18 protein-coding genes and 1 pseudogene are annotated in these 24,567 nt (G+C 71.6%); 3 read left to right on the top strand and 16 right to left on the bottom strand.

The annotated features are described in order from the left end of the window. Positions 1-28: 28 nt before the first annotated feature. The 7 genes from topA to bldG all read right to left on the bottom strand — a co-directional run bounded on the left by topA (position 29) and on the right by bldG (position 9,674). Positions 29-2,860 (bottom strand): type I DNA topoisomerase, encoded by a 2,832-nt coding sequence (topA, locus tag ACIQU3_RS34065; RefSeq protein ID WP_403742344.1) that lies wholly within the window; start codon positions 2,858-2,860, stop codon positions 29-31. Positions 2,861-3,106: 246 nt separating this feature from the next. Continuing rightward, positions 3,107-3,304 carry a hypothetical protein gene (locus tag ACIQU3_RS34070; protein ID WP_403742347.1) on the bottom strand — a complete coding sequence of 66 codons (198 nt, stop codon included), beginning with the start codon at positions 3,302-3,304 and terminating at the stop codon, positions 3,107-3,109. 219 nt (positions 3,305-3,523) lie between these two features. Then, positions 3,524-5,062 carry a methyltransferase gene (locus ACIQU3_RS34075; protein ID WP_403742349.1) on the bottom strand — a complete coding sequence of 513 codons (1,539 nt, stop codon included), beginning with the start codon at positions 5,060-5,062 and terminating at the stop codon, positions 3,524-3,526. 251 nt (positions 5,063-5,313) lie between these two features. Continuing rightward, entirely contained in the window at positions 5,314-5,898 is a 585-nt protein-coding gene (locus ACIQU3_RS34080) for a small secreted protein (protein ID WP_403742351.1), read from the bottom strand. 192 nt (positions 5,899-6,090) lie between these two features. Then, positions 6,091-8,496 (bottom strand): sodium-translocating pyrophosphatase, encoded by a 2,406-nt coding sequence (locus ACIQU3_RS34085; protein WP_403742358.1) that lies wholly within the window; start codon positions 8,494-8,496, stop codon positions 6,091-6,093. A gap of 277 nt (positions 8,497-8,773) precedes the next feature. Further along, a complete protein-coding gene (locus ACIQU3_RS34090) occupies positions 8,774-9,211 on the bottom strand; it encodes an ATP-binding protein (protein ID WP_403929447.1) in 438 nt (145 codons plus the stop codon). A 121-nt stretch (positions 9,212-9,332) separates the two neighbouring features. Then, positions 9,333-9,674, bottom strand: a complete 342-nt coding sequence (gene bldG / locus ACIQU3_RS34095) for an anti-sigma factor antagonist BldG (RefSeq protein WP_003991900.1) — start codon at positions 9,672-9,674, stop codon at positions 9,333-9,335. A gap of 78 nt (positions 9,675-9,752) precedes the next feature. On the opposite strand from bldG, the gene ACIQU3_RS34100 reads away from it, so the two are divergent. Further along, a complete protein-coding gene (locus tag ACIQU3_RS34100) occupies positions 9,753-12,398 on the top strand; it encodes a DEAD/DEAH box helicase (protein WP_403929450.1) in 2,646 nt (881 codons plus the stop codon). Here the strand turns inward: ACIQU3_RS34100 and ACIQU3_RS34105 are convergent. The 7 genes and pseudogenes from ACIQU3_RS34105 to ssd form a co-directional block, all read right to left on the bottom strand. Beyond that, positions 12,331-12,744, bottom strand: a pseudogene (locus ACIQU3_RS34105) (Rv3654c family TadE-like protein); the annotation flags it as partial. The gene ACIQU3_RS34100 and the pseudogene ACIQU3_RS34105 sit on opposite strands and share 68 nt — an antisense overlap. Positions 12,745-12,746: 2 nt before the next feature. Continuing rightward, complete coding sequence (locus ACIQU3_RS34110) at positions 12,747-13,106, bottom strand: TadE family type IV pilus minor pilin (protein ID WP_403742372.1); 360 nt, start codon at positions 13,104-13,106, stop codon at positions 12,747-12,749. Continuing rightward, positions 13,093-13,302, bottom strand: coding sequence for a DUF4244 domain-containing protein (locus tag ACIQU3_RS34115; RefSeq protein WP_234750013.1), 210 nt, complete (start codon positions 13,300-13,302; stop codon positions 13,093-13,095). Before ACIQU3_RS34115 ends, ACIQU3_RS34110 begins: the two co-directional genes overlap by 14 nt. A 69-nt stretch (positions 13,303-13,371) precedes the next feature. Then, positions 13,372-14,163 (bottom strand): type II secretion system F family protein, encoded by a 792-nt coding sequence (locus ACIQU3_RS34120; protein WP_403929452.1) that lies wholly within the window; start codon positions 14,161-14,163, stop codon positions 13,372-13,374. Next, positions 14,160-15,032 (bottom strand): type II secretion system F family protein, encoded by an 873-nt coding sequence (locus ACIQU3_RS34125; RefSeq protein WP_403929455.1) that lies wholly within the window; start codon positions 15,030-15,032, stop codon positions 14,160-14,162. Before ACIQU3_RS34125 ends, ACIQU3_RS34120 begins: the two co-directional genes overlap by 4 nt. Continuing rightward, positions 15,016-16,224, bottom strand: coding sequence for a TadA family conjugal transfer-associated ATPase (locus ACIQU3_RS34130; protein WP_403742383.1), 1,209 nt, complete (start codon positions 16,222-16,224; stop codon positions 15,016-15,018). The genes ACIQU3_RS34125 and ACIQU3_RS34130 overlap by 17 nt, the downstream gene beginning before the upstream one ends. Beyond that, the gene (gene ssd, locus ACIQU3_RS34135; protein WP_403929458.1) at positions 16,221-17,324 is read right to left on the bottom strand and encodes a septum site-determining protein Ssd; all 1,104 of its coding nucleotides are present in this window, start codon (positions 17,322-17,324) and stop codon (positions 16,221-16,223) included. The genes ACIQU3_RS34130 and ssd overlap by 4 nt, the downstream gene beginning before the upstream one ends. A 582-nt stretch (positions 17,325-17,906) precedes the next feature. On the opposite strand from ssd, the gene ACIQU3_RS34140 reads away from it, so the two are divergent. Next, positions 17,907-18,740 carry an HAD family hydrolase gene (locus ACIQU3_RS34140; protein WP_403742391.1) on the top strand — a complete coding sequence of 278 codons (834 nt, stop codon included), beginning with the start codon at positions 17,907-17,909 and terminating at the stop codon, positions 18,738-18,740. A gap of 336 nt (positions 18,741-19,076) precedes the next feature. On the opposite strand, the gene ACIQU3_RS34145 is transcribed toward ACIQU3_RS34140, so the two are convergent. Together ACIQU3_RS34145 and ACIQU3_RS34150 are read right to left on the bottom strand one after the other, a co-directional pair. Continuing rightward, complete coding sequence (locus tag ACIQU3_RS34145) at positions 19,077-19,901, bottom strand: oxidoreductase (protein WP_403929460.1); 825 nt, start codon at positions 19,899-19,901, stop codon at positions 19,077-19,079. Between the two features lie 90 nt (positions 19,902-19,991). Beyond that, positions 19,992-21,257, bottom strand: a complete 1,266-nt coding sequence (locus ACIQU3_RS34150; RefSeq protein ID WP_403742397.1) for a hypothetical protein — start codon at positions 21,255-21,257, stop codon at positions 19,992-19,994. A gap of 291 nt (positions 21,258-21,548) precedes the next feature. Between ACIQU3_RS34150 and ACIQU3_RS34155 the strand changes: the two genes are divergently transcribed. Continuing rightward, complete coding sequence (locus tag ACIQU3_RS34155; protein ID WP_403742400.1) at positions 21,549-23,918, top strand: bifunctional SulP family inorganic anion transporter/carbonic anhydrase; 2,370 nt, start codon at positions 21,549-21,551, stop codon at positions 23,916-23,918. Positions 23,919-24,567 lie beyond the last annotated feature (649 nt).

A 24,567-nucleotide genomic window follows, 5' to 3' on the forward strand; every position in this document is an offset into this window, starting at 1 on the left:
GAGGTGCCGCAGCCGTTCGGCGGGTCGCTCAGTCCTCCGCGGACTTGGTGGCGGTCGCCGTCTTGGCGGCCGTCTTCTTCGCGGTGGTGGTCTTCTTCGCCGTCGTCTTCTTCGCGGTCGTGGTCTTCTTCGCCGCGGTCTTCTTGGCCGTCGTCTTCTTCGCCGGCGCCTTCTTGGCCGCCTTCTTCGCGGTCTTCTTCGCCGGGCCCTTGGCACGCTTCTCGGCGAGCAGCTCGTAGCCGCGCTCCGGGGTGATCTCCTCGACACTGTCGCCGGAGCGCAGGGTCGCGTTGGTCTCCCCGTCGGTGACATACGGGCCGAAGCGGCCGTCCTTGACCACGACCGGCTTCTCGCTCACCGGGTCGGTGCCCAGTTCCTTCAGCGGCGGTTTGGCGGCCGCCCGGCCACGCTGCTTGGGCTGGGCGTAGATCGCCAGCGCCTCCTCCAGCGTGATCGTGAAGAGCTGTTCCTCGGCCTGGAGCGAGCGCGAGTCCGTGCCCTTCTTCAGGTAGGGGCCGTAGCGGCCGTTCTGCGCGGTGATCTCCTGGCCCTCGGCGTCGGCGCCGACGACACGCGGCAGCGACATCAGCCTCAGGGCGTCGTCGAGTGTCACCGTGTCCAGGGACATCGTCTTGAACAGGGACGCCGTGCGCGGCTTGACCGCGTTCTTGCCCGTCTTCGGGGTGCCCTCGGGGAGGACCTCCGTCACGTACGGGCCGTAGCGGCCGTCCTTGGCGACGATCGTGTGGCCGGTGGCCGGGTCCGTGCCCAGCTCGTAGTCGCCGCTGGGCTTGGCGAGCAGCTCCTCCGCGAGGTCGACGGTCAGCTCGTCGGGCGCCAGGTCGGCGGGGATGTCGGCGCGCTGGTGCTGCTCGGTGTCCTTCTCGCCGCGCTCGATGTACGGCCCGTAGCGGCCGACCCGCAGCACGATGTCGTTGGCCACCGGGAACGACGACACCTCGCGCGCGTCGATCGCGCCCAGGTCGGTCACCAGTTCCTTGAGGCCGCCGAGGTGGTCCCCGTCGCCGTTGCCCGCGTCGGCCGCGGAGCCGCTGTCGGCCCCTGTCTCGCCGAAGTAGAACCGCTTCAGCCACGGCACGGACTGCGCCTCGCCGCGGGCGATGCGGTCGAGGTCGTCCTCCATCTTGGCGGTGAAGTCGTAGTCGACGAGCCGCCCGAAGTGCTTCTCCAGGAGGTTGACCACGGCGAAGGACAGGAAGGACGGCACGAGGGCCGTGCCCTTCTTGAACACGTAGCCGCGGTCGAGGATCGTGCCGATGATCGAGGCGTACGTCGACGGGCGGCCGATCTCGCGCTCTTCCAGCTCCTTGACCAGGGAGGCCTCGGTGTAGCGGGCCGGGGGCTTGGTGGCGTGCCCGTCGACCGTGATCTCCTCGGCGCTCAGGGCGTCGCCCTCGGAGACCTGGGGCAGCCGGCGCTCGCGGTCGTCCAGCTCGGCGTTCGGGTCGTCGGCTCCCTCGACGTAGGCCTTGAGGAAGCCGTGGAAGGTGATCGTCTTGCCGGACGCGCTGAACTCGACGTCCCGGCCGTCGGAGGCGGTGCCGCCGATCTTCACCGTGACGCTGTTGCCGGTGGCGTCCTTCATCTGGGAGGCGACGGTCCGCTTCCAGATCAGCTCGTACAGCTTGAACTGGTCACCGGTCAGTCCGGTCTCGGCGGGAGTGCGGAAACGATCACCCGAGGGGCGGATCGCCTCGTGGGCCTCCTGCGCGTTCTTGACCTTCCCGGCGTACGTCCTCGGCTGCGGCGGCAGGTAGTCGGCGCCGTACAGCTGCGTGACCTGGGCGCGGGCGGCGGAGACCGCCGTGTCGCTCAGGGTCGTGGAGTCCGTACGCATGTAGGTGATGTAGCCGTTCTCGTACAGCTTCTGCGCGACCTGCATGGTGGCCTTCGCGCCGAAGCCGAGCTTGCGGCTGGCCTCCTGCTGCAGCGTCGTCGTACGGAACGGGGCGTACGGCGAGCGGCGGTACGGCTTGGACTCGACGGAGCGGACGGCGAACCGCGTCTGCTCCAGGGCGGCGGCCAGGGCGCGGGCGTTCGCCTCGTCGAGGTGGAGGGTGTTCGCGCTCTTCAGTTGTCCCAGGGAGTCGAAGTCGCGGCCCTGCGCGATCCGCCTGCCGTCGACGGTCTGCAGGCGCGCGACCAGCGACGACGGGTCCGACGGGTCTCCGGCGCGGCCGGTCGCGAAGGTGCCGGTCAGGTCCCAGTACTCAGCCGAACGAAAGGCGATGCGCTCGCGTTCCCGCTCCACCACGAGCCGGGTGGCGACGGACTGGACGCGGCCCGCGGACAGCCGCGGCATGACCTTCTTCCACAGGACCGGCGAGACCTCGTAGCCGTAGAGGCGGTCGAGGATGCGGCGGGTCTCCTGGGCGTCGACGAGCTTCTGGTTGAGCTGGCGCGGGTTGGCGACGGCGGCCTGGATCGCGGCCTTGGTGATCTCGTGGAAGACCATCCGCTTGACCGGGACCTTGGGCTTCAGCACTTCCTGGAGGTGCCAGGCGATGGCCTCGCCCTCGCGGTCCTCATCGGTGGCGAGGAAGAGTTCGTCGGACTCCTTCAGCAGGTCCTTGAGCTTCTTGACCTGCGCCTTCTTGTCGGCGTTGACCACATAGATCGGCTGGAAGTCGTGTTCGACGTCCACACCGAGGCGGCGGACCTCGCCGGTGTACTTCTCGGGCACCTCGGCGGCGCCGTTGGGAAGGTCGCGGATGTGCCCGACGCTCGCCTCGACGATGTAGCCGGGGCCGAGATAGCCCTTGATCGTCTTCGCCTTGGCAGGCGACTCGACGATGACGAGTCGGCGGCCGCCCTTCGCGGTCTCGCTGGTCGGGGACAACTTCGCTCTTCTCTCCGGTCGACGCTGGGGCCTCCCCGGAGTCGCTTACCGGGGCTGGGTACGTGGTGACGCTGCGGAGTGTGACGGTACATCCCGCCCCCGTGTCAAACGGGAAAAGCCCGCAACGGCCACTCGAACGGTAACCCGACTACCACCAATCCTGCCGCCCGGAGTACCGGGAGCGGGAGGCGTCCTGTGCGGAGCGCTACCCCCCGGTTACCGGCAGGCGCGCCGCCGGAGCGGGCCTCAGAGGCGGGTGAAGCACCATGCCGCGCTCGCCAGGGCGAGCACCGCGACAACGCTCGCGAGGGTCGCCGACGCGACCGGTCTCACACCCTGGGCGACGGGCAGGTGCCGGCGCGCGCGTGTCACGGTCCAGGCCAGCAGGGCGCCTCCGAACAGGGAGAACACCGCTCCCGTGAAGATCGCCGGTGCACTCTCCATGATCGCCGTGCCTCTTTCCCCCGGTCCGCGCATCCCTGGCGAGGGGAGGCTGGCACGCGCGGGCGGCGGGCAGGCGAACCCGAGGTGAACGCCGGGGCGACACGGCGGTGGATCAAGGCCTTCCGGTTCCTGTGACCTCTTTCGGCCGAGGTGTTCAAATCGACTCGAATTTTGTCGCCGAGTCGCCTCGACGGCCCCGGCCGCCCCTCGGCGGGCCGCTCAGGAGACCGGTTCCAGGAACCCCTGCTCGACCAGCAGCCGGATCTGGGCCGGTGTGCGGTCGCGCAGCAGCACCGGGTCCTCGCCGATCAGCTGGGCGATGGCGTCGAGGATCCGGCCCGCGCTCATCGTGCCGTCGCAGACGCCGGCGAAGCCCGCGCCGACCGTGTCCACCCGGGTCGCCCGGCGCATGCCGCGGTTCTGCCGCAGCACGACGTGCTCGGGGTCCTCGGCGCCGGGCAGCCCGACCTGCTCCTGCACGATCTCGGCGGCGAGCCGGAAGTACCCTTCGAGCAGCGCGGCGTCGTCATGACCGCGCAGGTGGTCGAGCCGGTCGAAGTGAGCCCGGATCGTGTCGCCGAGCGGCTGCTCGACCGGGTGCGGCCACTCCTCCACCGTGAGCGAGGGCACGGCTGCGCCCGTCTTGCGCAGGGTGATCCAGCCAAAGCCGACGGCCTTCACCTTGCGCGCCTCGAACTCGTCGAGCCATGCGTCGTACCGCGCCTGGTACTCCGCCGCATCGCCCTGGTGGTCACCCGCGTCCCGCAGCCACAGCTCGGCGTACTGATTGACGTCCTGCACCTCGCGCTGCACGATCCACGCGTCGCAGCCCCGGGGCACCCATGACCTGAGCCTGTCCTGCCAGTCCTCCCCTTCCACGTGCTGCCAGTTGGCGAGGAACTGCGCGAACCCGCCCTCGTTGAGCCGTTCCCCTGCCTCCTGAACGAGCGTGCGGCACAGATCGTCCCCGCCCATCCCGCCGTCGCGGTAGGTGAGCCGGGCGCCGGGCGAGATCACGAAGGGCGGGTTGGAGACGATCAGGTCGTACGTCTCGTCGCCCCGGACCGGTGCGAAGAGGGAGCCCTCGCGCAGGTCGGCTGCGGCGGTGCCGGACAGCGCCAGCGTGAGGGCGGTGATGTGCAGGGCGCGCGGGTTCAGGTCGGTGGCCACCACGCGCGTGGCGTGCTGTGCGGCGTGCAGGGCCTGGATGCCGGAACCGGTTCCCAGGTCGAGCGCGGCGGCGACCGGCGTACGGACGGTGATGCCGGCGAGGGTCGTGGAGGCGCCGCCGACTCCGAGGACGACCCCTTCCTCACGCCGGCCGATACCGCCGGCGCCACCCACCGCGCAGCCGAGGTCCGACACGATGAACCAGTCCTCGCCACCGGGCCCGCCGTAGGGCCGGACGTCGACCGTGGCGGTGAGCTCCTGCCCGCCGGTCCGGGCCAGCCAGCCGCTCTCCAGGCAGGCGTCCACCGGCAGGACCTCCGCCACGCGCGCGTGCTGCACGGGCTGCTGGAGCAGGAACAGCCGGACGAGCATCTCCAGCGGCGTGTCCCCGCGGGTCGCCCGGAGTGCGGGCACGGTCTCGCTCCGGGCCAGCGCCGCGTAGGCGGGGGCCCCGAGCAGTTCGAGCAGTCCGTCGGCGGTGAAGGAGGCTGCGAGCAGGGCGTCCCGGAGCCGGGCGGCGACATCGGGGCGGTCGGAGGCGGGCAGCGGGGGCAGGGGTGACTGACTGGCGTTACTCACGCCCCCCATTGTGGCCGCCGGGGCGAAGGTCGCACGTGCCCGTGCGGGGTCGAACCGCCACTGCCGCCCGGTTCCCGGTCCTCGGCTCCACTGCCGCGGCAGGCGACGCTTGCCCGTGGAGGAGCCGCGTCCGGTGCGTGCTCTCCGTGTGCCGGCCCGACGCCCTCGTACGGGACGTACTCGGGCTCGTGGCCGGTGCGGCGAGCGGGCGTGCCGGCGTCGCGGCGGGGCGAGCGTCGCCTGACGCGGTACCAGCGGTACTAGGAGGCTCCGGCCGGCGCCGTGGCCGCCTTGCAGCTGGACTGCTGGGCCATCGCCTGGCCGACCTCGCCCTCCTCCAGGTTCCTGAGGGCGTCGTTCCCACTCTGGCTCAGCTTGTCCAGCTCGGTGGCGATGTCCTTCAGACCGTCGGCGAACTTGCCCTGGTCCTTGGTGTCGAGCTCGTCGACCTGCTTCTTCAGCGACGCGTACGAGGCGGAGATCGCGTTGAGCTCCTTGACCGCGTCCTTCTGCTTCTTCTCGCCGTTCTCGACGTCGGGCGCCCCGGCCTTGTTCACGGCGGTCCCGATCGCCTTGTAGGCGTCGGACATGTCCTGGAAGGCCTGGGCGTCGGTCTTCTGGACGTCCTTCGGCGTGCTGTTGTCCGAGGTCTCCTTCTGGATCGCGGCATTGGCCGACTCGATCTTCTTGGCCTGCGGCTGCACCGCGTCGCAGACCTGCTTGGCCCAGGAGTCCAGTTTGTCGTTGCTGTCGTCGCCGCCGCAGCCCGACAGCGCCAGTACCAGTACCGCACCGCCGGACAGTGCGGCCGCGAGCTTCTTGTTCACCGGATTGGTCCCTTCCATGGCTCTCGGCCCCGGAACATACACGCCAGATGCACGACAACCGCACGCCGGAGGTTCAATAAAACCGTTTTGTAACCTTTTGTATCAGGCGAGAGAAGGCTCACGCGTGATCGTGTACCCACACAGCGCGGGCGGGCGACGCGTGAACACGCGCCGCCCGCCCGCACCTTGAGCTGGGGCTGGGGAACCTCCCTACGAAACGACCGCCGGATCTGCCGACTTGGGCTCCGAGTCGGCGTTGTCTTCGTCACCCATGGCGATTCCGCGCCGCTTTGACACGTACACCGCCCCGGCGATCACGAGGAACGCGAGGACGGCGACCAGGATCCGCACCCCGATGCTCCGGTCCGGACCGTAGCTGAACTTGATCACCGCGGGCGCGATGAGCAGCGACACCAGGTTCATGACCTTCAGCAGCGGGTTGATCGCGGGCCCCGCGGTGTCCTTGAAGGGGTCCCCGACCGTGTCTCCGATCACGGTCGCCGCATGGGCCTCGCCGCCCTTGCCCCCGTGGTGGCCGTCCTCCACGAGCTTCTTGGCGTTGTCCCAGGCACCGCCGGAGTTGGCGAGGAACACCGCCATCAGAGTGCCCGCGCCGATCGCGCCCGCCAGGAACGCGCCGAGCGCCCCGACGCCGAGCGTGAACCCGACGAAGATGGGCGCCATCACGGCCAGCAGCCCGGGCGTGGCCAGCTCGCGCAGGGCGTCCTTGGTGCAGATGTCGACGACCTTGCCGTACTCCGGTTTCTCGCTGTAGTCCATGATCCCGGGCTTCTCGCGGAACTGCCGCCGCACCTCGTAGACCACGGAACCGGCCGACCGGGACACGGCGTTGATCGCCAGACCCGAGAAGAGGAAGACGACTGCCGCACCGACGATGAGACCCACGAGGTTGTTGGGCTGCGAGATGTCCATCATCAGGCTCATCGGGGCGCCCTCCCCGCTGAGTTTCTCGCCCACGTCCCGCGCACCGGTGATGATCGCGTCGCGGTAGGAGCCGAACAGCGCCGCCGCGGCGAGCACCGCCGTGGCGATCGCGATGCCCTTGGTGATGGCCTTGGTGGTGTTGCCGACCGCGTCCAGGTTGGTGAGCACCTGTGCGCCGGCGCCCTCGACGTCACCGGACATCTCGGCGATGCCCTGCGCGTTGTCGGAGACCGGCCCGAAGGTGTCCATCGCGACGATCACACCGACCGTGGTGAGCAGGCCGGTGCCGGCCAGCGCCACCGCGAACAGCGCCAGCATGATCGACGTACCGCCGAGCAGGAACGCCCCGTACACACCGAGACCGATCAACAGGGCGGTGTAGACGGCCGATTCGAGACCGACGGAGATACCGGCGAGGACCACGGTGGCCGGGCCCGTGAGGGAGGTCTTGCCGATGTCCCTGACGGGCCGGCGGGTGGTTTCCGTGAAATAGCCGGTCAGTTGCTGGATGAGGGCGGCGAGCACGATGCCGATGGCCACCGCGACGAGCGCGAGGATCCGCGGGTCGCCGTCCTTGCCCTGGATCGCGGCGTCGGTGACCCCGTCGAGCTCGGAGTACTTCCCCGGCAGATAGACGAAGACGGCCACCGCCACCAGCACCAGCGAGATCACCGCGGAGATGAAGAAGCCGCGGTTGATCGCGCTCATGCCGCTGCGGTCGGCACGCCTGGGCGCCACCGCGAAGATGCCGATCATGGCGGTGAGCACACCGATCGCCGGCACCAGCAGCGGGAAGCCCAGCCCCACGTCGCCGAATGCCGCCGAACCCAGGATCAGCGCGGCCACCAGCGTCACGGCGTACGACTCGAAGAGGTCGGCCGCCATGCCGGCGCAGTCGCCGACGTTGTCGCCCACGTTGTCGGCGATGGTCGCGGCATTGCGCGGATCGTCCTCCGGAATGCCCTGCTCGACCTTGCCGACCAGGTCGGCGCCGACGTCGGCGGCCTTGGTGAAGATGCCGCCGCCGACACGCATGAACATGGCGATCAGCGCGGCCCCGAGGCCGAAGCCCTCGAGCACCTTCGGCGCGTCGGCCGCGTACACCAGCACCACGCAGGAGGCACCGAGCAGGCCGAGGCCCACCGTGAACATGCCGACCACGCCACCCGTGCGAAAGGCGATCTTCATCGCCTTGTGCGAGACGGCGGTCAGATCCTTTTCCGGCTCGCCTTGAGCCGGAGTGGCTTCACGCGCCGCCGCGGCGACACGCACATTGCTGCGCACGGCGAGCCACATGCCGATATAGCCGGTGGCCGCCGAGAACGCCGCTCCGATCAGAAAGAACACCGACCGTCCGGCACGCTGACTCCAGTCGTCCGCGGGCAGCAGCATGAGCAGGAAGAACACGACCACGGCGAATACGCCGAGCGTGCGCAGCTGACGGGCCAGATAGGCGTTTGCCCCTTCCTGGACCGCCGCTGCGATCTTCTTCATGCTGTCGGTGCCCTCGCCGGCCGCGAGCACCTGGCGCACCAGGACGCCCGCGACCGCCAGCGCCGCCAGTGCGACGACCGCGATGACCACGATGAGAACGCGGTTGCCATCGGTCAGTACGGCGGCTGCGAGGTCTGTGGGATGGCCCGACTGTTGTGAGAGGGAAAGCCCCGCCATTCGTCCTCCTTGACGCTTGGGCTGAGCTCAAGATGTGGACGGGATTGTAGGTACCGGAACCTGATCAAAACAGAGCGCGATAAACGGAATTAGCCTTCCGAGGTAATGCCCTGAAAGCATTCCGAGGCTGCCGGCGAGCACGCGAATGATCGTGAACGAATTCACGCGATGAACGGCACAGGAACTACTGTAAAGGCGAGCACTGACACCCGCACACGACGAAGGGCCCCACGGGTGGTGGGGCCCTTCGGAGATACGGGTGCGAGCGGTGGCGGTGTCAGACCAGAATCGTGGGCGGCGGCGTGGTCGGCCAGGTCATCTTGATCAGCCCGCCGTGCTCTCCGGCGCTGACTTCGACGTCGTCGACGAGTCCGCTGATGACCGCGAGACCCATCTCGTCCTCGTCGGCCTCGCCGTCGGGGTCGCCGGGTCCGGCGCCCGGCCCGCCCTCACCGGCCACCGCGTGCGCGGCCTCGTCGCCGACCTCGATGGAGAACTGCTTCTCCTCCTCGATCAGCAGCACCTTCACCGGGGCCGAGATCCCGCCGGTCTGGTGCAGCCCGACGGCTCGGGTGCACGCCTCACCGACGGCGAGCCTGACCTCGTCGAGGACGGCCTCGTCCACCCCGGCCCTGCGCGCCACCGCTGCCGCCACCAGCCGGGCGGTCCTGACGTGCTCGGGCAGCGCGCTGAAGCGGAGCTCAACGGTGGCCATGCATCCCCCTCGCAATCACGGGCGTGCTGTCGAGGGGCTCCGGGCCGCCGAAACCCGGGCCCCCTCGGTCTTCACCTTCGCCGAACATCGGCCGTCCCGGGCCGAGGGCCCGGGACCGGCGTCAGTCGGTGGCCGCAACCGCTTCCTCGACCGAGGTGTGAATCGGGAACACCTTGGTGAGGCCGGTGATACGGAAGATCTTCAGAATGCGCTCCTGGTTGCAGACCAGGCGCAGTGAGCCCTCATGGGCCCGCACGCGCTTCAGGCCGCCGACCAGTACGCCGAGCCCGGTGGAGTCGAGGAAGTCCACGCCCTCCATGTCGACGACAAGGTGGAAACTGCCGTCGTTCACCAGCTCGACCAACTGCTCGCGCAGCTTGGGCGCGGTATATACGTCGATTTCGCCACCGACCCTGACGATCGTGCGATCGCCCATGGTTTCGGTCGACAGGGACAGGTCCACGGATCCTCCAGCACCTTGCTATCGAGCGGTCGCCCTAGGGGCATTCGGCTTCAGCCCCTGGACGCTTCGCCAGCCGCGATGGCATTCAATCACTTACCGGCAGGCGTGCACGACGCCTTGGCTCCATTGTCCGTCACGCCAGTGACACACTCGGTGCCGATGGCCAAGAATCACCGATCCGATCGAACCCCGACGGAACCCGCCTCCCGGCCCGCGCCGGGCGCGGTCCTGGACCGGCTCGCGTCCGGTCCGAGCCGGGCTTCGCGCATTACTCATACGGAGCACTTGCCCCCGCGTGAGGGTCGCCATGCCGTCTGGCCCGACCGGATCCGCCCGGAGGTGGTGGCGGCCGTGGCGGCCGCGGGCATCGAGCATCCCTGGGCCCACCAGGCACGGGCGGCCGAGCACGCCCTGGACGGCGACTCGGTCGTCGTCGCCACCGGCACCGCCTCCGGCAAGTCCCTGGCCTACCTCGTGCCCGTCCTGTCCACCCTCATGGACGGCGCCGAGGCTCCGAACGGCCGAGGCGCGACGGCCCTCTACCTGGCCCCCACCAAGGCGCTCGCGGCGGACCAGTGCCGGTCCGTGAAGGAACTTTCACACCCCTTGGGCCATTCGGTGCGCGCAGCCGTGTACGACGGCGACACCCCGTTCGAGGAACGCGAGTGGATCCGCCAGTACGGCAACTACGTCCTGACCAACCCGGACATGCTGCACCGGGGCATCCTGCCGTCCCACCCCCGCTGGTCCTCCTTCCTGAAGTCGCTGAAGTACGTCGTGATCGACGAGTGCCACACCTACCGCGGGGTCTTCGGATCACACGTCGCCCAGGTGCTGCGCCGGCTGCGCCGCCTGTGTGCCCGCTACGGCGCGTCGCCCGTGTTCCTGCTGGCCTCGGCGACGGCCGCGGAACCCGCGGTGGCCGCCCGCCGCCTCACCGGCCTGCCGGTGCTGGAAGTGGCTGACGACGCCTCCCCGCGCGGTGAACTGGTGTTCGCCCTGTGGGAACCGCCACTGACCGAGCTGCACGGCGAGAAGGGAGCCCCGGTCCGCCGCACGGCCACCGCGGAGGCCGCCGACCTCCTGACCGACCTCACCGTGCAGGGCGTGCGCTCGGTCGCCTTCGTCCGCTCCCGGCGTGGCGCCGAGCTGATCTCGGTCATCTCCCAGGAGCGTCTGGCCGAGGTCGACCGGTCGTTGTCCCGGCGTGTCGCGGCGTACCGGGGCGGTTATCTCCCGGAGGAGCGCCGCGCTCTCGAACAAGCCCTCCATTCGGGTGAACTGCTGGGCCTCGCCGCGACGAACGCCCTCGAACTCGGCATCGACATCTCCGGTCTCGACGCGGTCGTCATCGCCGGCTACCCGGGCACGCGGGCCTCCCTGTGGCAGCAGGCGGGCCGGGCCGGACGCTCCGGGCAGGGGGCGCTGGCCGTCCTCGTCGCCCGCGACGACCCGCTGGACACCTTCCTCGTCCACCACCCCGAAGCCCTGTTCGACCAGCCGGTCGAATCGACCGTCCTCGATCCCGACAACCCGTACGTGCTGGCGCCGCACCTGTGCGCCGCCGCCGCGGAACTGCCCCTGACGGACGAGGACCTCGACCTGTTCGGCCCGGCCAGCGAGGGCCTGTTGCCGCAGCTGGAGGCCGCGAAGCTGCTGCGCCGCCGCACCAGGGCCTGGCACTGGACCCGCCGCGAGCGTGCCGCCGACCTGACGGACATCCGCGGTGAGGGCGGAACCCCGGTCCAGGTCGTCGAGACCGGCACGGGCCGGCTGCTCGGCACGGTCGACGCCGGAGCCGCGCACTCGACGGTGCACGAGGGGGCGGTCCACCTCCACCAGGGCCGCACCTATCTGGTGCGGTCGCTGGACCTGGAGGAATCCGTCGCCCTCGTCGAGGAGGCGGCGCCGCCGTACTCCACGGTCGCCCGCGACACCACGTCCATCTCCGTCCTGGAGACGGACGTCGAGATCCCCTGGGGTGACGGCCGCCTCTGCTACGGCTCCGTCGAGGTCACCAACCAGGTCGTCTCCTTCCTGCGCCGTCGGCTCATCACGGGTGAGGTCCTCGGCGAGACGAAACTCGACCTCCCTCCCCGTACGCTGCGCACCCGCGCCGTGTGGTGGACCGTCACCGAGGACCAGCTGGACCGGGCGCGGATCAACCCGGAGATCCTCGGCGGCTCCCTGCACGCCGCCGAACACGCGTCGATCGGCCTGCTGCCCCTCTTCGCGACCTGCGACCGCTGGGACATCGGCGGCGTGTCGATCCCGCTCCACCCCGACACCCTCCTGCCCACGGTCTTCGTCTACGACGGCCACCCGGGCGGCGCGGGCTTCGCGGAGCGCGCCTTCCACACCGCCCGCACCTGGCTGACCGCCACCCGCCAGGCCATCGCGTCCTGCGAATGCGACGCCGGCTGCCCGTCCTGCATCCAGTCCCCCAAGTGCGGCAACGGCAACGACCCGCTGCACAAGAGGGGGGCGGTGCGGCTGCTCACGGTGCTGCTGGAGGGGGCTCCGGAGGAGAAGCAGCCGGGAGACGAGGCGTCGGGGGGCGAGACCCAGGGGGTCCGGGCGCCAGGGGGCGAGGCATCCGACCGAGCGCCAGAGGGCGAGACCCCCGGGGGCCGGGCGCCAGGGGGCGACGCACTGGGGGACGAGGTGCCCCGGCAGCAGCCGGGAGGTCCAGGGGAGTCGCGGCAGGGCCCGCGCGCGCCCTGACCTCCACCGTGAACGGCCCCCGACCCGACGCCGCCGTCACGTCCGAGATCTCCCCGGCCAGCTCGCACCGCACCAGCCGCACGCCCTGCGCCCGGGCCACCCGGCCCGCCCGGCCGCAGGCCGCCGCACCCCCGTCGGCCCAGTGGTCCGCCGCGGCGAGCGCCGCGAGATCGGCACCGCCCGCCGCGCGATGCCGGAGCACGACGGCCTGCCCGAGTGCCAGCACGACACCGAACACCACGCACAGGACGGCAACGGCCCCGACACTCCAGACGGTGGCGGACCCCCGGTCCACATCCCCGGCCGATCCCCGGCCCGAGCCCGAGCCCGCTCCCCCTCCGCACACGCTCACGTGCCCACCGCCTCCTCCACCGACGCCACGGCCTCCTCGCGCACGGCGAAGGCCAGACCGCGCAGCACCGGCGGCTTGGCCACCACGGTCACCCGGACGTGCTGCGCGTCCCGGCTGACCGTCACCTCCGCGCCGGGCGGCGCCGCCTCTCGGGTCAGCTCCACGACCGCGCCGGGCGGGTCCTGGCGGGCCGCCGCACGCGCACCCGTCCGCGCCGCGTCCACGCACTGGATCTGTGCCGCCACCACCAGCAGCCCCCACACCAGCGCCATCGCGAACATCACCAGCACGGGCAGCACCACGGCCGACTCCGCCGTGACGAAACCCCGGTCGGCGCCCCGCTCACATCCGCGCATTGAGGGCGCCCTTCACGATGTTCTGCAGCTCCGCACTGACCGGGCCGCTCGTGACGACCTTGTAGAGCACCACGGCGAACGCCACTGCGGCCACGATCCCCATCGCGTACTCGGACGTGACCATCCCCGCGTCCCGCCGCGCCGCACGCATCCCGCACACCAGGGCACACAGCCGTGCCCTTACCGCCTGATACATCTCAACCCCCGTAGAAAAGAGTCCGAACTTCGTTTTGTCATCCATCACTTGTTTCGGGTCCGTGCCGCGTCATCCACCACCCCCTCCGAGCACCCCGCCCGCGAGTCCGATCACCACGGGCAGCACGCCGACCGCGATGAACGCGGGCAGGAAACAGAGCCCGACGGGCGCGCTGACCATCACGCCCGCCCGGCGGGCCCTGGCCGTCGCGGAACGGCCCCAGTCCGCCCGGGCCTCGGCGGCGAGCCGCGCGACCGGCACCGCCGCGGGCAGCCCGGACACATCGGCCCGTTCGAGAAGCCGAGCCAGACCTCCGGCACCCGGCAGGGCACCCAACCTCCGCCAGGCCGAGCCCGGTTCACCGCCCAACCGCACCTCCGCCGCACCCCGGGCGAGGGCATCACCGACGGGCCCGCCCAAGGCCTCACCCACCGCCTGTGCCGCGACGACCGGGCCGGCGCCCGCAGCGACGCACGCCGCCAGCAGGTCGGCGGCGAGGGGCAGTTGCCGGGCCGCCTCGGCGAGACCGGGTGCACCCGGGTCCGCCTCGGCCGTCTCCCGCCTCAGCCGCCACCGCCACACCCCCGCCGCTGCACCAAGTCCCACCGCGGCCCCGGCCAGGCCTCCGACCAGCAGCCATCCGGCGCACGCCACGCCCACGGGCGCCGACCACCTCCGTGCGACCCCGCGCCATTCCGGCAGGGGGACGGCGACGGCCGTTTCCCGGATCCCGGACAGCTCGGTCAGTCGCCGGCGCAGCCTCCGACGGCGCCGTGCCCGCATCAGCCGACGCGCCACCCATGCGGCGGCCAGCACGGTCCCCACGGTGGCCCACAGCCTGTGGACGACGTCCCCGCTCATGCCGCCGCCTCCGCGCCCCGCACGATCCGCCGCACCCACCACAGCCCCACGCCCTCCAGCGCTCCGCCCGCCGCCAGGCAGCCCAGCCCCGCCCCTGTGTGCAGCAGGACGTGGAGAGGGCCGGCGCCCATGGCGGTGCCGATGAGAAGTCCCAGAACCGGCAACCCGGCGAGCATCACCGCCGTGGCCCGGGCGCCCGCCAACTGGGCGCGGAGGTCCTGCTGTTGGTCGCGCTCGGCGCGCAGGGCCGCGGCGAGCCGGTCGAGCCCGGCCGCGAGCCCCGCCCCTTGGTCCACGGCCACCCGCCAGCACGCCGCGAGTCCCCGCAGCCCCTCGGCACCCGGTTGCCGCGCCGCCGCGGCGAGTGCGTCCGGCACGTCACCGCCGAACCGCGCCGCCGCCAGCACCGTCGACTGCGCGCCCGCGAGTCCCCCGCAGTCCCGGGCGGCCCGGAGCAGCGCCTCTCCCGGCTGCCGTCCGGCCCGCACCTCTCCGGCGAGCGCCCCGCACAGCGCGATCACCTCGTCCGTCCGGCGCTCCCGGTCCCGCCGCGCCCGGCCGGCCAGCCGGGCGCGCCGCAGCAACGGCACCCCGGCCGCCCCCAGGAGGGCCGGCAGCACCGAGGTACCGAGCACCGCCAGCAGCAGCCCGGCCACCGGCGACCACCACTCGGCGCGCAGCCGCCCGCGGACGCGCCACAGCCCGTCGGCCGTCCGCCGCCACCCGGGAGACGCCCTCCCGACGTGGCCGCCCTCCGCGAGCAGCAGTCGCGCCCGCCGCGCCGCCTCCTCGCGTTCGCCCAGCATCCAGACGGCAGCCCCCATGCAGGCCACGGCCGCACCCACCGACACTTCAGACGCCCCGGTCATCACGCGCCCCCTTCTTCTCACCCGGCTCGATGCCTCGCAGCAGTGCCCTCAGCCGCTCCCATCCGCGCTCGCGCACGAACGTCTCCGTGCCCCACCGCAGCGCCGGCACCGTCCGCACCAGACCCGACGCGTCCCGCTCCAGCACATGCACCTCGGCGATCCGCCGCCGTCCGGCCCGGTCGCGCACCAGGTGCAGCACCACGGAGAGGGCAGCCGCCAACTGGCTGTGCAGTGCGGCCCGGTCCAGTCCCGCCGCCGTGCCGAGCGCCTCCAGGCGGGCCGGTACGTCGGCGGCGGCGTTGGCGTGCACGGTCCCGCAGCCGCCCTCGTGGCCGGTGTTCAACGCGGCCAGCAGGTGCACCACTTCGGGCCCGCGCACCTCGCCCACGACCAGCCGGTCGGGCCGCATCCGCAGCGCCTGGCGCACCAGGTCCTCGAGGGTGACGAGGCCCGCCCCCTCCTGGTTGGCGGGTCTGGTCTCCAGCCGCACGACGTGCGGGTGGTCGGGCCGCAGTTCCGCCGAGTCCTCGGCGAGGACGATCCGTTCGCCCGGTCCCACCAGCCCCAGGAGGGCACTCAGCAGCGTGGTCTTGCCGGTTCCGGTACCGCCGCTGACGAGGAAGGACAGCCGGGCGTCGAGCAGGGCGCGCAGCATGCGGTCCCCACCCGGAGGCACCGTGCCCGCCGCGACCAGCTCGCCGAGCGTGAAGGCTCGCGGTCTGACGACCCGCAGCGACAGACAGGCGCAGCCCACGGCCACCGGCGGCAGCACCGCGTGCAGCCGCGTCCCGTCGGGCAGCCGGGCGTCGGCCCAGGGCCGGGCGTCGTCCAATCGGCGTCCTGCCACCGCGGCGAGACGCTGGGCGAGACGTCGCACGGCCGCCGCGTCAGCGAACCGCACCGGCGTCAGCTCCAGTCCGCCGCCGCGGTCCACCCAGACCCGGTCCGGTGCCGAGACCAGCACGTCCGTGACCGACGGGTCGGCGAGCAGCGGCTCCAGCGGCCCGCTTCCGACCAGCTCGGACCGCAACTGTGCGGCGGCCCCCAGGACTTCGGCGTCCCCGAGGACCCGCCCCTGCTCCCGCAGGGCCTGCGCCACGCGCGCGGGGGTCGGTTCGGCCCCGCTCTCGGCCAGCCACCGCCGCACCCCGTCGAGCAGCGTCGTGCCCTCGAGTCCGGCCAGGGTGCTCATGCCGTACCCGCCTCGACGAGCGCGCGCTCCCAGAACTCCTTGCAGAACCGGGCGAGCGGTCCTCGCGGGGCGGCGCCCGGGGGCGCCGTGCCCTCGTCCGGACGGGACAGGCCCGGCTCGACCGGCACCTCGCCGACCAGGGGCAGTCCGAGCAGGCGGGCCACCTCGCGGGCGTCGAGCCCCGGGGGGTACGGCCCGCGGACCGCCACCCGCAGATCCCGCAGGACCATGCCGACCGCGGAGGTCACCCGCCCCGCGGCCGCGACGGCCCGCAGCTCGGCGGGCACCACCAGCACGCCCAGGTCCAGCTGGGAGAGGACCTCGGCGACGCCGTCGTCGATCCGGCGCGGCAGGTCGACCACGACGGTGCCGCCCCGGCGCCGGGCCGCGGCGAGCACCGCGCGCACCGCCTGCGGCGGGACCGCGATCCGGTCGCCGCGGTCCCAGCTGAGCACCCGCAATGCGTGCAGCTCGGGGAGCGACTCCTCCAGGGCGCCGCCGCCGACCCGTCCGCGCGAGGACGCGAAGGCGGGCCAGCGCAGTCCTTCGGCCGTCTCCCCGCCCAGGAGGACGTCGAGTCCGCCGCCCAGCGGATCGGCGTCCACGAGGAGGGTGCGCAGTCCCTCCCGCGCGGAGGTGACGGCGAGGGCACATGCGAGCGTGGACGCTCCGGCCCCGCCCCGGCCGCCGATGACGCCCACGGTGAGGGCGGGCCGGCCGACTCCCTCGGCCACGTCGGCGATCCGGTCGATCAGCCACTGCTCGCCGTCGGGAAGCATCAGGACGTGCTCGGCGCCGATCTCGACGGCCCGCCGCCACACCCCGGAGTCGTCCTGGTCCCGGCCGACGAGCACGACGCCCCTTCGGCGGACGGCTCCGCGGACCCGCCGCGCGGCGTCGTCACCGACCAGGACGAGCGGTGCGGCCTCCCAGCTGCCTCTGTGCTCCGGCACCCCGTGGTGCACTTCGGGTGTGGCGCCCGCTGCCGCGCACAGGCGCAGCAGGTCGTCGAGGAGTTCGGTGTCCTCGGTGACGATCAGCGGTCCTCCCTGCCGCCCTCCGGCGGCCGGCGGCGGATCGTGTGTGACGGTTCCGGCCACGGTTTCCAACCCCCTTCGCTGCGTGACTCGCAGAGCCACAGCGGCCCCGCGATTCCCATCCGTGGGAAGAACCGACAAGCGGCCTCCCTGTGAACGGCCGACAGAAACCGGCCAAACGCTCCCGGGTACTCGGAACCGGCCATGAACTCGCCGCGAGCGGGACGCGTTGGAATCACGGTGCAGCGATCCCGGAAATCGTGTGGATCTTGGTGGATAACTGTGGACGTCCCGGGAGTTGTGAATATCGCCGTCACCCATACCGGTGTGCCACTCAGGCCCTGTGTACGACCCCCGCAGAGCAGCCCGACGACTACCCGCCGTAACAAGACATGGGCATGACAAGTTTGACCCGCAGGTCGCGCCACAACGGCCGCGAGGCCGTACAAAGAAGGAAAAACCCACCCGGACATGCGACGACCCCCGCCGGGGGGGAGAGCGGGGGTCGTCCCCACGGCCGACTCGGGGGGGGAGGAGTCGGGCCGGGTTAGCACGGTCGCGAACGATCCGTGACTTCCATGGTGTACCCGAGAGCCTTCTCAGGCAAACCCACACGCCCCACCTTACGCCGAATGGGCTGCCTCTATGCTCTGGGGCGTGGAAAACCACTCGATGCCCCGCACAGCCGCCTTCTTTGACCTGGACAAGACGGTCATTGCGAAGTCGAGCACGCTCACGTTCAGCAAGTCGTTCTACCAAGGCGGTCTGATCAACCGCAGGGCCGTCTTGCGTACCGCATATGCCCAGTTCGTCTTCCTCGCCGGCGGCGCGGATCACGACCAGATGGAGCGCATGCGCGCATATCTGTCCGCCCTGTGCCGCGGTTGGAACGTGCAGCAGGTCAAGGAGATCGTCGCCGAGACGCTGCACGACCTGATCGACCCGATCATCTACGACGAGGCCGCCTCGCTCATCGAGGAGCACCACACGGCCGGCCGTGACGTCGTGATCGTGTCCACGTCGGGCGCGGAGGTGGTCGAGCCGATCGGCGAGTTGCTGGGCGCGGACCGCGTGGTCGCCACCCGCATGGTCGTGGGCGACGACGGCTGCTTCACCGGCGATGTGGAGTACTACGCCTACGGGCCGACCAAGGCGGAGGCCATCAGGGAACTGGCCGAGTCCGAGGGGTACGACCTCAGCCGCTGCTACGCCTACAGCGATTCGGCGACCGATGTGCCGATGCTGGAGTCCGTCGGCAATCCCCATGCCGTGAACCCGGACAGGGCGCTGCGCCGCGAGGCCCTCGCGCGCGGGTGGCCGATCCTGGACTTCCACCGTCCGGTCCGGCTCAAGCAGCGCATCCCCGCGTTCTCCGTGCCACCGCGCCCGGCGCTCGTCGCCGTCGCCGCGATAGGCGCCGCGGCGGCCACCGCGGGACTCGTTTGGTATGCGAACCGGCGCCGGGCCACAGTCGCTTGACCTGTAGCGATACCGCGTCTTGTGTGAACCCGAAAGTAAAGAAGTACAACCTGGGCTTCCGCTTGCTGCGGGGCAGGAGTACAAAGGATTCAACGGCCCGCGAGACCAAGGACATCCGAGAGGATCACCTTTTAACGCATTTGGCCCCACGGACCGCGCATGAACACCGGGCACCCACGCGACGTCGACCCGTCGAATACGGGCCAGCCGCACCAGGTGACGGGCAAAGCCCCCGGCCTGATGGGCACATATCGAGGACGCTTGGTAACCCGATGCTCATGCCAGCGGCGGTACGAGAACTCGTACCGCCGCATTACTTTTTGGGGCCGGGCGATGTCACGCCGCTCCGCGCTGCAGCGCCTCGCACACCGCCATCGACTCGCGCGCCCCCAGCTCGACCGCCCTGCCGCAGTGGGCGATCCAGGCGGCGACGCCTTCCGGGGTACCGGAGACGTACCCGCCGAGGGCTTCCAGGTAGGCGTCCCGCCCCAGCTCCGCGTGGCCGACCTCGGCCGCGCAGACCGACTTCGGGTCCAGCCCGCTGCCGACCAGGACGATGCGCTCGGCGGTGCGCGCGACCAGGCCGTTGTAGGAGGTGAAGGGGCGCAGCGCGAGGAGTTCGCCGTGCACGACGGCGGCCGTCACGAGCGCCGGCGCGGAACCGCTGGCGATGATCAGCCCCGCCAGTCCGTCCAGCCTGCCGTGGGCCTCCGCGGCGCTCGGCAACGGCAGTCCGACGAGTGGCTCGTCGACCGGTTCGCCCTCCTTCCGCGGCCGCCCCACCTGGTCTGCCTTGTCCGCCGCGGCCACCAGGTGCAGCCTGGCCAGCACCCGCAGGGGTGACTGCCGCCAGATCGACAGCAACTGCCCCGCCTCCGCGGTGAGCCGCAGGGCGGCGCCCACCGTGCGGGCCTCGCCGTCGCCGCTGAAGTCCGTGCGCCGGCGGACCTCCTCCAGGGCCCAGTCCGCCCCGGACAGCGCGGCCGAGCCGCGGGCACCGCGCAGAGCGGCCTCGGAGGTGATGGCGTTGCTGCGCCGCCGCATGATCCGGTGCCCGTAGACCCGGTCCACGGCCTTTCGTACGGACTCCACGGACTCGGCCACCGAGGGCAGCGCCCCCAGGGCCGCGAGGGGATCGGCGCTCGCGCCTGCTGTACTCATGAGTACGACCCTACGCACCCCGGGGCCCCGCCCCACGGCGGAGTGGCCATCTTCACGCGCGCGTGCACCACGCGACGTCCGCCCTGAGGGCTACCTTCCGGCCGCCGGAGCCCCGGGCACGCCCTTGGGTGCCGGAGCGGGCCGGTCCGACAGGAAGGACGCCCAGCCCTCCTTGGGCGCCTGGCCGACCTGCAGGGTGCGCAGCTTCTCCAGCGTCTCGGGGTCCTGGGCGTCGAGCCAGTCCGCGAGCTGCCGGAACGAGACGCAGCGCACCTCCTCCTTGGTGCACACCGTCTCGATGACCTCCTCGACGGCCCGCATGTACGTGCCGCCGTTCCAGGACTCGAAGTGGTTGCCGATGATCAGGGGCGCACGGTTGCCGTCGTAGGCCCGTGAGAAGCCCTTGAGCAGGCTGTCCCGCATCTGGTCGCCCCAGAAGCCGAACTTCGCGGGGTTGCCCTGGGTGGTGGTGCCCGACTGGTTGACCATGAAGTTGTAGTCCATGGTGAGCTGCTCGAAGGAGTGGCCCGGGAACGGCACGAGCTGCATCGACAGGTCCCACAGACCCATCTTCTTCGTCGGCCAGACCTGGTTGTTCACACCACTGGTGTCGTAGCGGAAGCCCAGGTCGCTCGCGGCGCGCATGAAGTTGCGCTGGCCCTCCAGGCAGGGCGTGCGGGCGCCGATCAGCTCCTTGTCGTAGTCGAAGGGCAGCGGCGCGGCGCCTTTCAGGCCGGTGTTGGTCTTCCAGGTCCTGACGAACTGCTTGGCCTGGGAGATCTCGTCCTTCCAGTCCTGCACCGACCACTCTCCGACGCCGCCGCCGCTGCCGCAGAAGTGGCCGTTGAAGTGGGTGCCCACCTCGTTGCCCTCCAGCCACGCCAGGCGCAGCTGCTTGGCGGTGGCGGCGATGCCCTGACGGTCGTTGAAGCCGATGTCGGAGCGGCCCGGGGAGTGCTGCGGCGGGCGGTACCGGTCGCGCTGGTCCTCCGGCAGCATGTACACGCCGCTCAGGAAGTACGTCATGGTCGCGTTGTTCTCCCTGGCGACCTTGCGGAAGTGCGAGAACAGCTTCTGGCTGTCCTCGCCCGCCCCGTCCCAGGAGAAGACGACGAACTGCGGGGGCTTCTGGCCGGGCCGCAGTCGTTCGGGGCGTGGCAGGTGCGGCTGGGCGCCGGTGTAGGCGGTGGAGCCGTCTCCGATCAGCCGGACCGCGCTCTTCGGCGCCTGTGCGGGCGTCGGCTTCTGCGGGGCCGGGGTCTCCTGCCGGGGGGTGCCGGTCGCGCAGCCGGCGAGCGATGCGGCGCAGACCGCGGCGATGACGGAACCCGCGGCGATCCTGGGGGTGGCGGCCATGATCCGCCCACCTTCTTCCTTCTCTCGGGTGCGGACAGCGCCGCCAAATTCGCACGAGACCGAGAAGGAATTAGTACGACAAGCCGACCAAATGGCTACTTCACTCTTCAGAGTGATTTATGAACCCATTTGCCCGTAAAGTCTATGCTCGCCCTTTACTCTGCATTACGATCCGTTTACCGAGCGTCAATTCATCCCGCCGATTTACGCCGTGACCGCCGCGACCGATGCACCCGCCCCGAGCGGACCCCCCTTACGCGACCGCGCAGCCCCGGAGGAGACGGGAAAACCATGTCAGCCTGCGTCCCCACACGCGCCGCCGACCCGAACCGAACCGAGCGCACCCACCCGCCCCACAGTCCGCCGCCGACCGGGCCCCGCCGATTCCGGATCGCGGGTGCCGACGTGTCGGCCTCGATCGCGGTCTTCCTGATCGCACTGCCCCTGTCCCTGGGCATCGCCCTGGCCACTGGCGCTCCCCTCCAGGCAGGCCTCGTCGCCGCCGCGGTGGGCGGGCTCGTCGCCGGGCGGCTCGGCGGCTCCGCACTCCAGGTGAGCGGCCCCGCCGCCGGGCTCACCGTCGTCACCGCCGACCTCATCCAGCGCTACGGCTGGCGGACGACCTGCGCCATCACCGTCCTCGCCGGCCTCGCCCAACTGGGCCTCGGCTGCCTGCGCGTGGCCCGTGGCGCCCTCGCCGTCAGCCCCGCCATCGTGCACGGCATGCTCGCCGGGATCGGCGTCACCATCGCCGTCGCCCAGCTGCACATCGTGCTCGGCGGCACACCGCAGAGTTCCGTCCCGGACAACCTCCGGGCGCTGCCCGCCCAGCTGGCGCACATGCGCCCCGCGGCCGTGTCCGTGAGCGTCCTGACACTGGCGCTGCTGCTGCTCTGGCCGAGACTGCCCGGCCGGGCCGGACGCCTGCTGCGCAAGGTCCCGGCGGCGCTCGTCGCCGTCGCCGGAGCCACCGCGGCCGCCGCCCTCGCCGGGCTCCGCCTGCCCAAGGTCGACCTGCCGTCCTGGAGCAACCACGCCCTGGCAGGACTGCCCGACGGCCCGGTGCTCGGCCTGGTCGCCGCCGTGCTCACCACCACGCTGGTGTGCAGTGTGCAGTCGCTGCTCGGCGCGGTCGCCGTGGACAAGCTGGTGGCCGGCCGCCCCGGCCTGCCGCCCCGCGTCGGACGCTCGAACCTCGACCGCGAACTGCTCGGGCAGGGCGCCGCCAACATCGTCTCCGGCTCGCTCGGCGGACTGCCCATCGCCGGTGTGGCCGTGCGGAGTTCGGCGAATGTCCACGCGGGTGCGGTCAGCCGGAACTCCACGATGCTGCACGGCGTTCTCGTAGTGATCGCCACGCTGCTGATGGTCCCGATCCTGGAGCTCATCCCGCTCGCCTCGCTCGCCGCCCTGGTGATGGCCGTCGGCATCCAGATGGTGTCCCTGAACCACATCCGCACGGTGACCCGCCACCGGGAAGTGTGGGTCTACGCCGTCACCACCCTCGGCGTCGTCTCCCTCGGCGTCCTGGAGGGCGTGGCGCTCGGCATCGCCACGGCCGTCGGCGTGGCCCTGCACCGCCTCACCCGCACCCGCATCACGCACGAAGAAACGGAAGGAGTCCACCACGTACAGGTCAGAGGCCAGTTGACGTTCCTCGCGGTGCCACGGCTCAGCCGGGCCCTGCATCTCGTGCCCCACGGCGCCGACACCGTCGTCGAACTGGACGGGTCGTTCATGGACCACGCCGCGTTCGAGACGTTGCAGGACTGGCAGAAGACGCACACCGCGCAGGGCGGCACCGTCGAGATCACCGGGCGGCATCCCGGCACCCGCATCTCCGAGCCACAGTCCTCCGGCGACTGCCGCTGCCGGCCCTGGACGCCCTGGCGCAACCACCAGTGCGACGGCCCCGGGTCCGCACCCCCCGCCGAGAAGAACACCGACCGGGCGGACGGCTCCGAGCCGGACCCGACGGGCACCGGCGGAGCCAGCGGGCACGAACTGGCGCGTGGCATCAGCGCGTTCCAGCGCAACACCGCTCCCCTGGTACGCAGCGAGCTGGCCCGGCTGGCCAGAGAGGGGCAGCAGCCTTCGCAGCTCTTCCTCACCTGTGCCGACTCCCGGCTGGTCACCTCGATGATCACCTCCAGTGGACCGGGCGACCTGTTCGTCGTGCGCAACGTGGGCAACCTCGTCCCGCGTCCGGGTGAGGAGAGCGGCGACGACTCGGTGGCGGCGGCGATCGAGTACGCCGTCGACGTGCTGCAGGTGCGGTCCATCACCGTGTGCGGGCACTCGGGATGCGGCGCGATGCAGGCGCTGCTCAACTCCGAGCCGGGCGGCGCCCGAACCCCGCTGAAGCGATGGCTGCGGCACGGACTGCCCAGCCTGGAGCGCATGGCCGACGACCGTCTGCCCGGGGGCAGGCTGGCCGGGCGCTCCCCCGAGGACGCGGTCGAGCAGCTCTGCCTGACCAACGTGGTCCAGCAGCTGGAGCACCTGCGCGCGCACGACTCGGTGGCCCGGGCCATCGACGAGGGCAGCCTGGAGCTGCACGGGATGTACTTCCACGTGGGCGAGGCCGAGGCATACCTGCTCACCGAGACGGACGCGGGCGTCGTGTTCGACCGCGTGCGGGAGTCCGACCTGACGGCATGAGCCCGGCACAGGGGCGCCGGGCAGGACGTCTTCCCTCCGGCGCCCCGACCGCCGACACACCCTTCGCACCCACCGGTCCGCCGACCTCATGGCGCCCCCGTGCCCACCGGCCCACCGGTCCACCTCCACCGGTCCACCGGTCCACCGGTCCACCGGTCCACCGGTCCACCGACCTCACGGCACCCCCATGCTCACCGGCCCTCCGGCCCTCCGGCCCCACCGGCCCACCGGCCCCACCGGCCCGCCGATTTCACGGCACGCCCCGTGCCCATCGGCCTCACAGCACACCTCGCCCTCGCCAAACCACCGGTCCGCGCCATCCCGCGCCAGCGAGCCGGACCGCGCTCCCTGCGGTTGCCGGGCCTCCCACCGGTGAACTTTCCCTGGTCGGCGTCCGTGGGTACGGATGACCCCGGTCCCGACCGAGACCACCGAGAGGTCTAAACCAATCGGCGGTCGGCCCTTGTCATCGCACCCCCGGGTCTGATGAGCTGTGGCCTGGGACACAACGGACACCCTGGGAAAGGCAGATGCCGTGAGCAACGAGAGCCTGGCCAACCTGCTCAAGGAAGAGCGCAGGTTCGCACCCCCCGCCGGCCTGGCCGCGAACGCCAACGTCACGGCGGAGGCGTATGAACAGGCCAAGGCT

It is taken from the genome of Streptomyces sp. NPDC101110 (assembly GCF_044759525.1).
Taxonomy (GTDB): domain Bacteria; phylum Actinomycetota; class Actinomycetes; order Streptomycetales; family Streptomycetaceae; genus Streptomyces.

Excerpts from the sequence above, each read along its gene's own strand:
- ACIQU3_RS34085 (WP_403742358.1), bottom strand. The coding sequence starts at position 8,496 with ATGGCGGGGCTTTCCCTCTCACAACAGTCGGGCCATCCCACAGACCTC.
- ACIQU3_RS34090 (WP_403929447.1), bottom strand. The coding sequence starts at position 9,211 with ATGGCCACCGTTGAGCTCCGCTTCAGCGCGCTGCCCGAGCACGTCAGG.
- ACIQU3_RS34080 (WP_403742351.1), bottom strand. The coding sequence starts at position 5,898 with ATGGAAGGGACCAATCCGGTGAACAAGAAGCTCGCGGCCGCACTGTCC.
- ACIQU3_RS34075 (WP_403742349.1), bottom strand. The coding sequence starts at position 5,062 with ATGGGGGGCGTGAGTAACGCCAGTCAGTCACCCCTGCCCCCGCTGCCC.
- ACIQU3_RS34115 (WP_234750013.1), bottom strand. The coding sequence starts at position 13,302 with ATGTATCAGGCGGTAAGGGCACGGCTGTGTGCCCTGGTGTGCGGGATG.
- ACIQU3_RS34145 (WP_403929460.1), bottom strand. The coding sequence starts at position 19,901 with ATGAGTACAGCAGGCGCGAGCGCCGATCCCCTCGCGGCCCTGGGGGCG.
- ACIQU3_RS34150 (WP_403742397.1), bottom strand. The coding sequence starts at position 21,257 with ATGGCCGCCACCCCCAGGATCGCCGCGGGTTCCGTCATCGCCGCGGTC.
- ACIQU3_RS34070 (WP_403742347.1), bottom strand. The coding sequence starts at position 3,304 with ATGGAGAGTGCACCGGCGATCTTCACGGGAGCGGTGTTCTCCCTGTTC.
- ACIQU3_RS34140 (WP_403742391.1), top strand. The coding sequence starts at position 17,907 with ATGCTCTGGGGCGTGGAAAACCACTCGATGCCCCGCACAGCCGCCTTC.
- ACIQU3_RS34120 (WP_403929452.1), bottom strand. The coding sequence starts at position 14,163 with ATGAGCGGGGACGTCGTCCACAGGCTGTGGGCCACCGTGGGGACCGTG.
- ACIQU3_RS34110 (WP_403742372.1), bottom strand. The coding sequence starts at position 13,106 with ATGCGCGGATGTGAGCGGGGCGCCGACCGGGGTTTCGTCACGGCGGAG.
- ACIQU3_RS34125 (WP_403929455.1), bottom strand. The coding sequence starts at position 15,032 with ATGACCGGGGCGTCTGAAGTGTCGGTGGGTGCGGCCGTGGCCTGCATG.
- ACIQU3_RS34100 (WP_403929450.1), top strand. The coding sequence starts at position 9,753 with ATGGCATTCAATCACTTACCGGCAGGCGTGCACGACGCCTTGGCTCCA.
- ACIQU3_RS34130 (WP_403742383.1), bottom strand. The coding sequence starts at position 16,224 with ATGAGCACCCTGGCCGGACTCGAGGGCACGACGCTGCTCGACGGGGTG.
- ACIQU3_RS34155 (WP_403742400.1), top strand. The coding sequence starts at position 21,549 with ATGTCAGCCTGCGTCCCCACACGCGCCGCCGACCCGAACCGAACCGAG.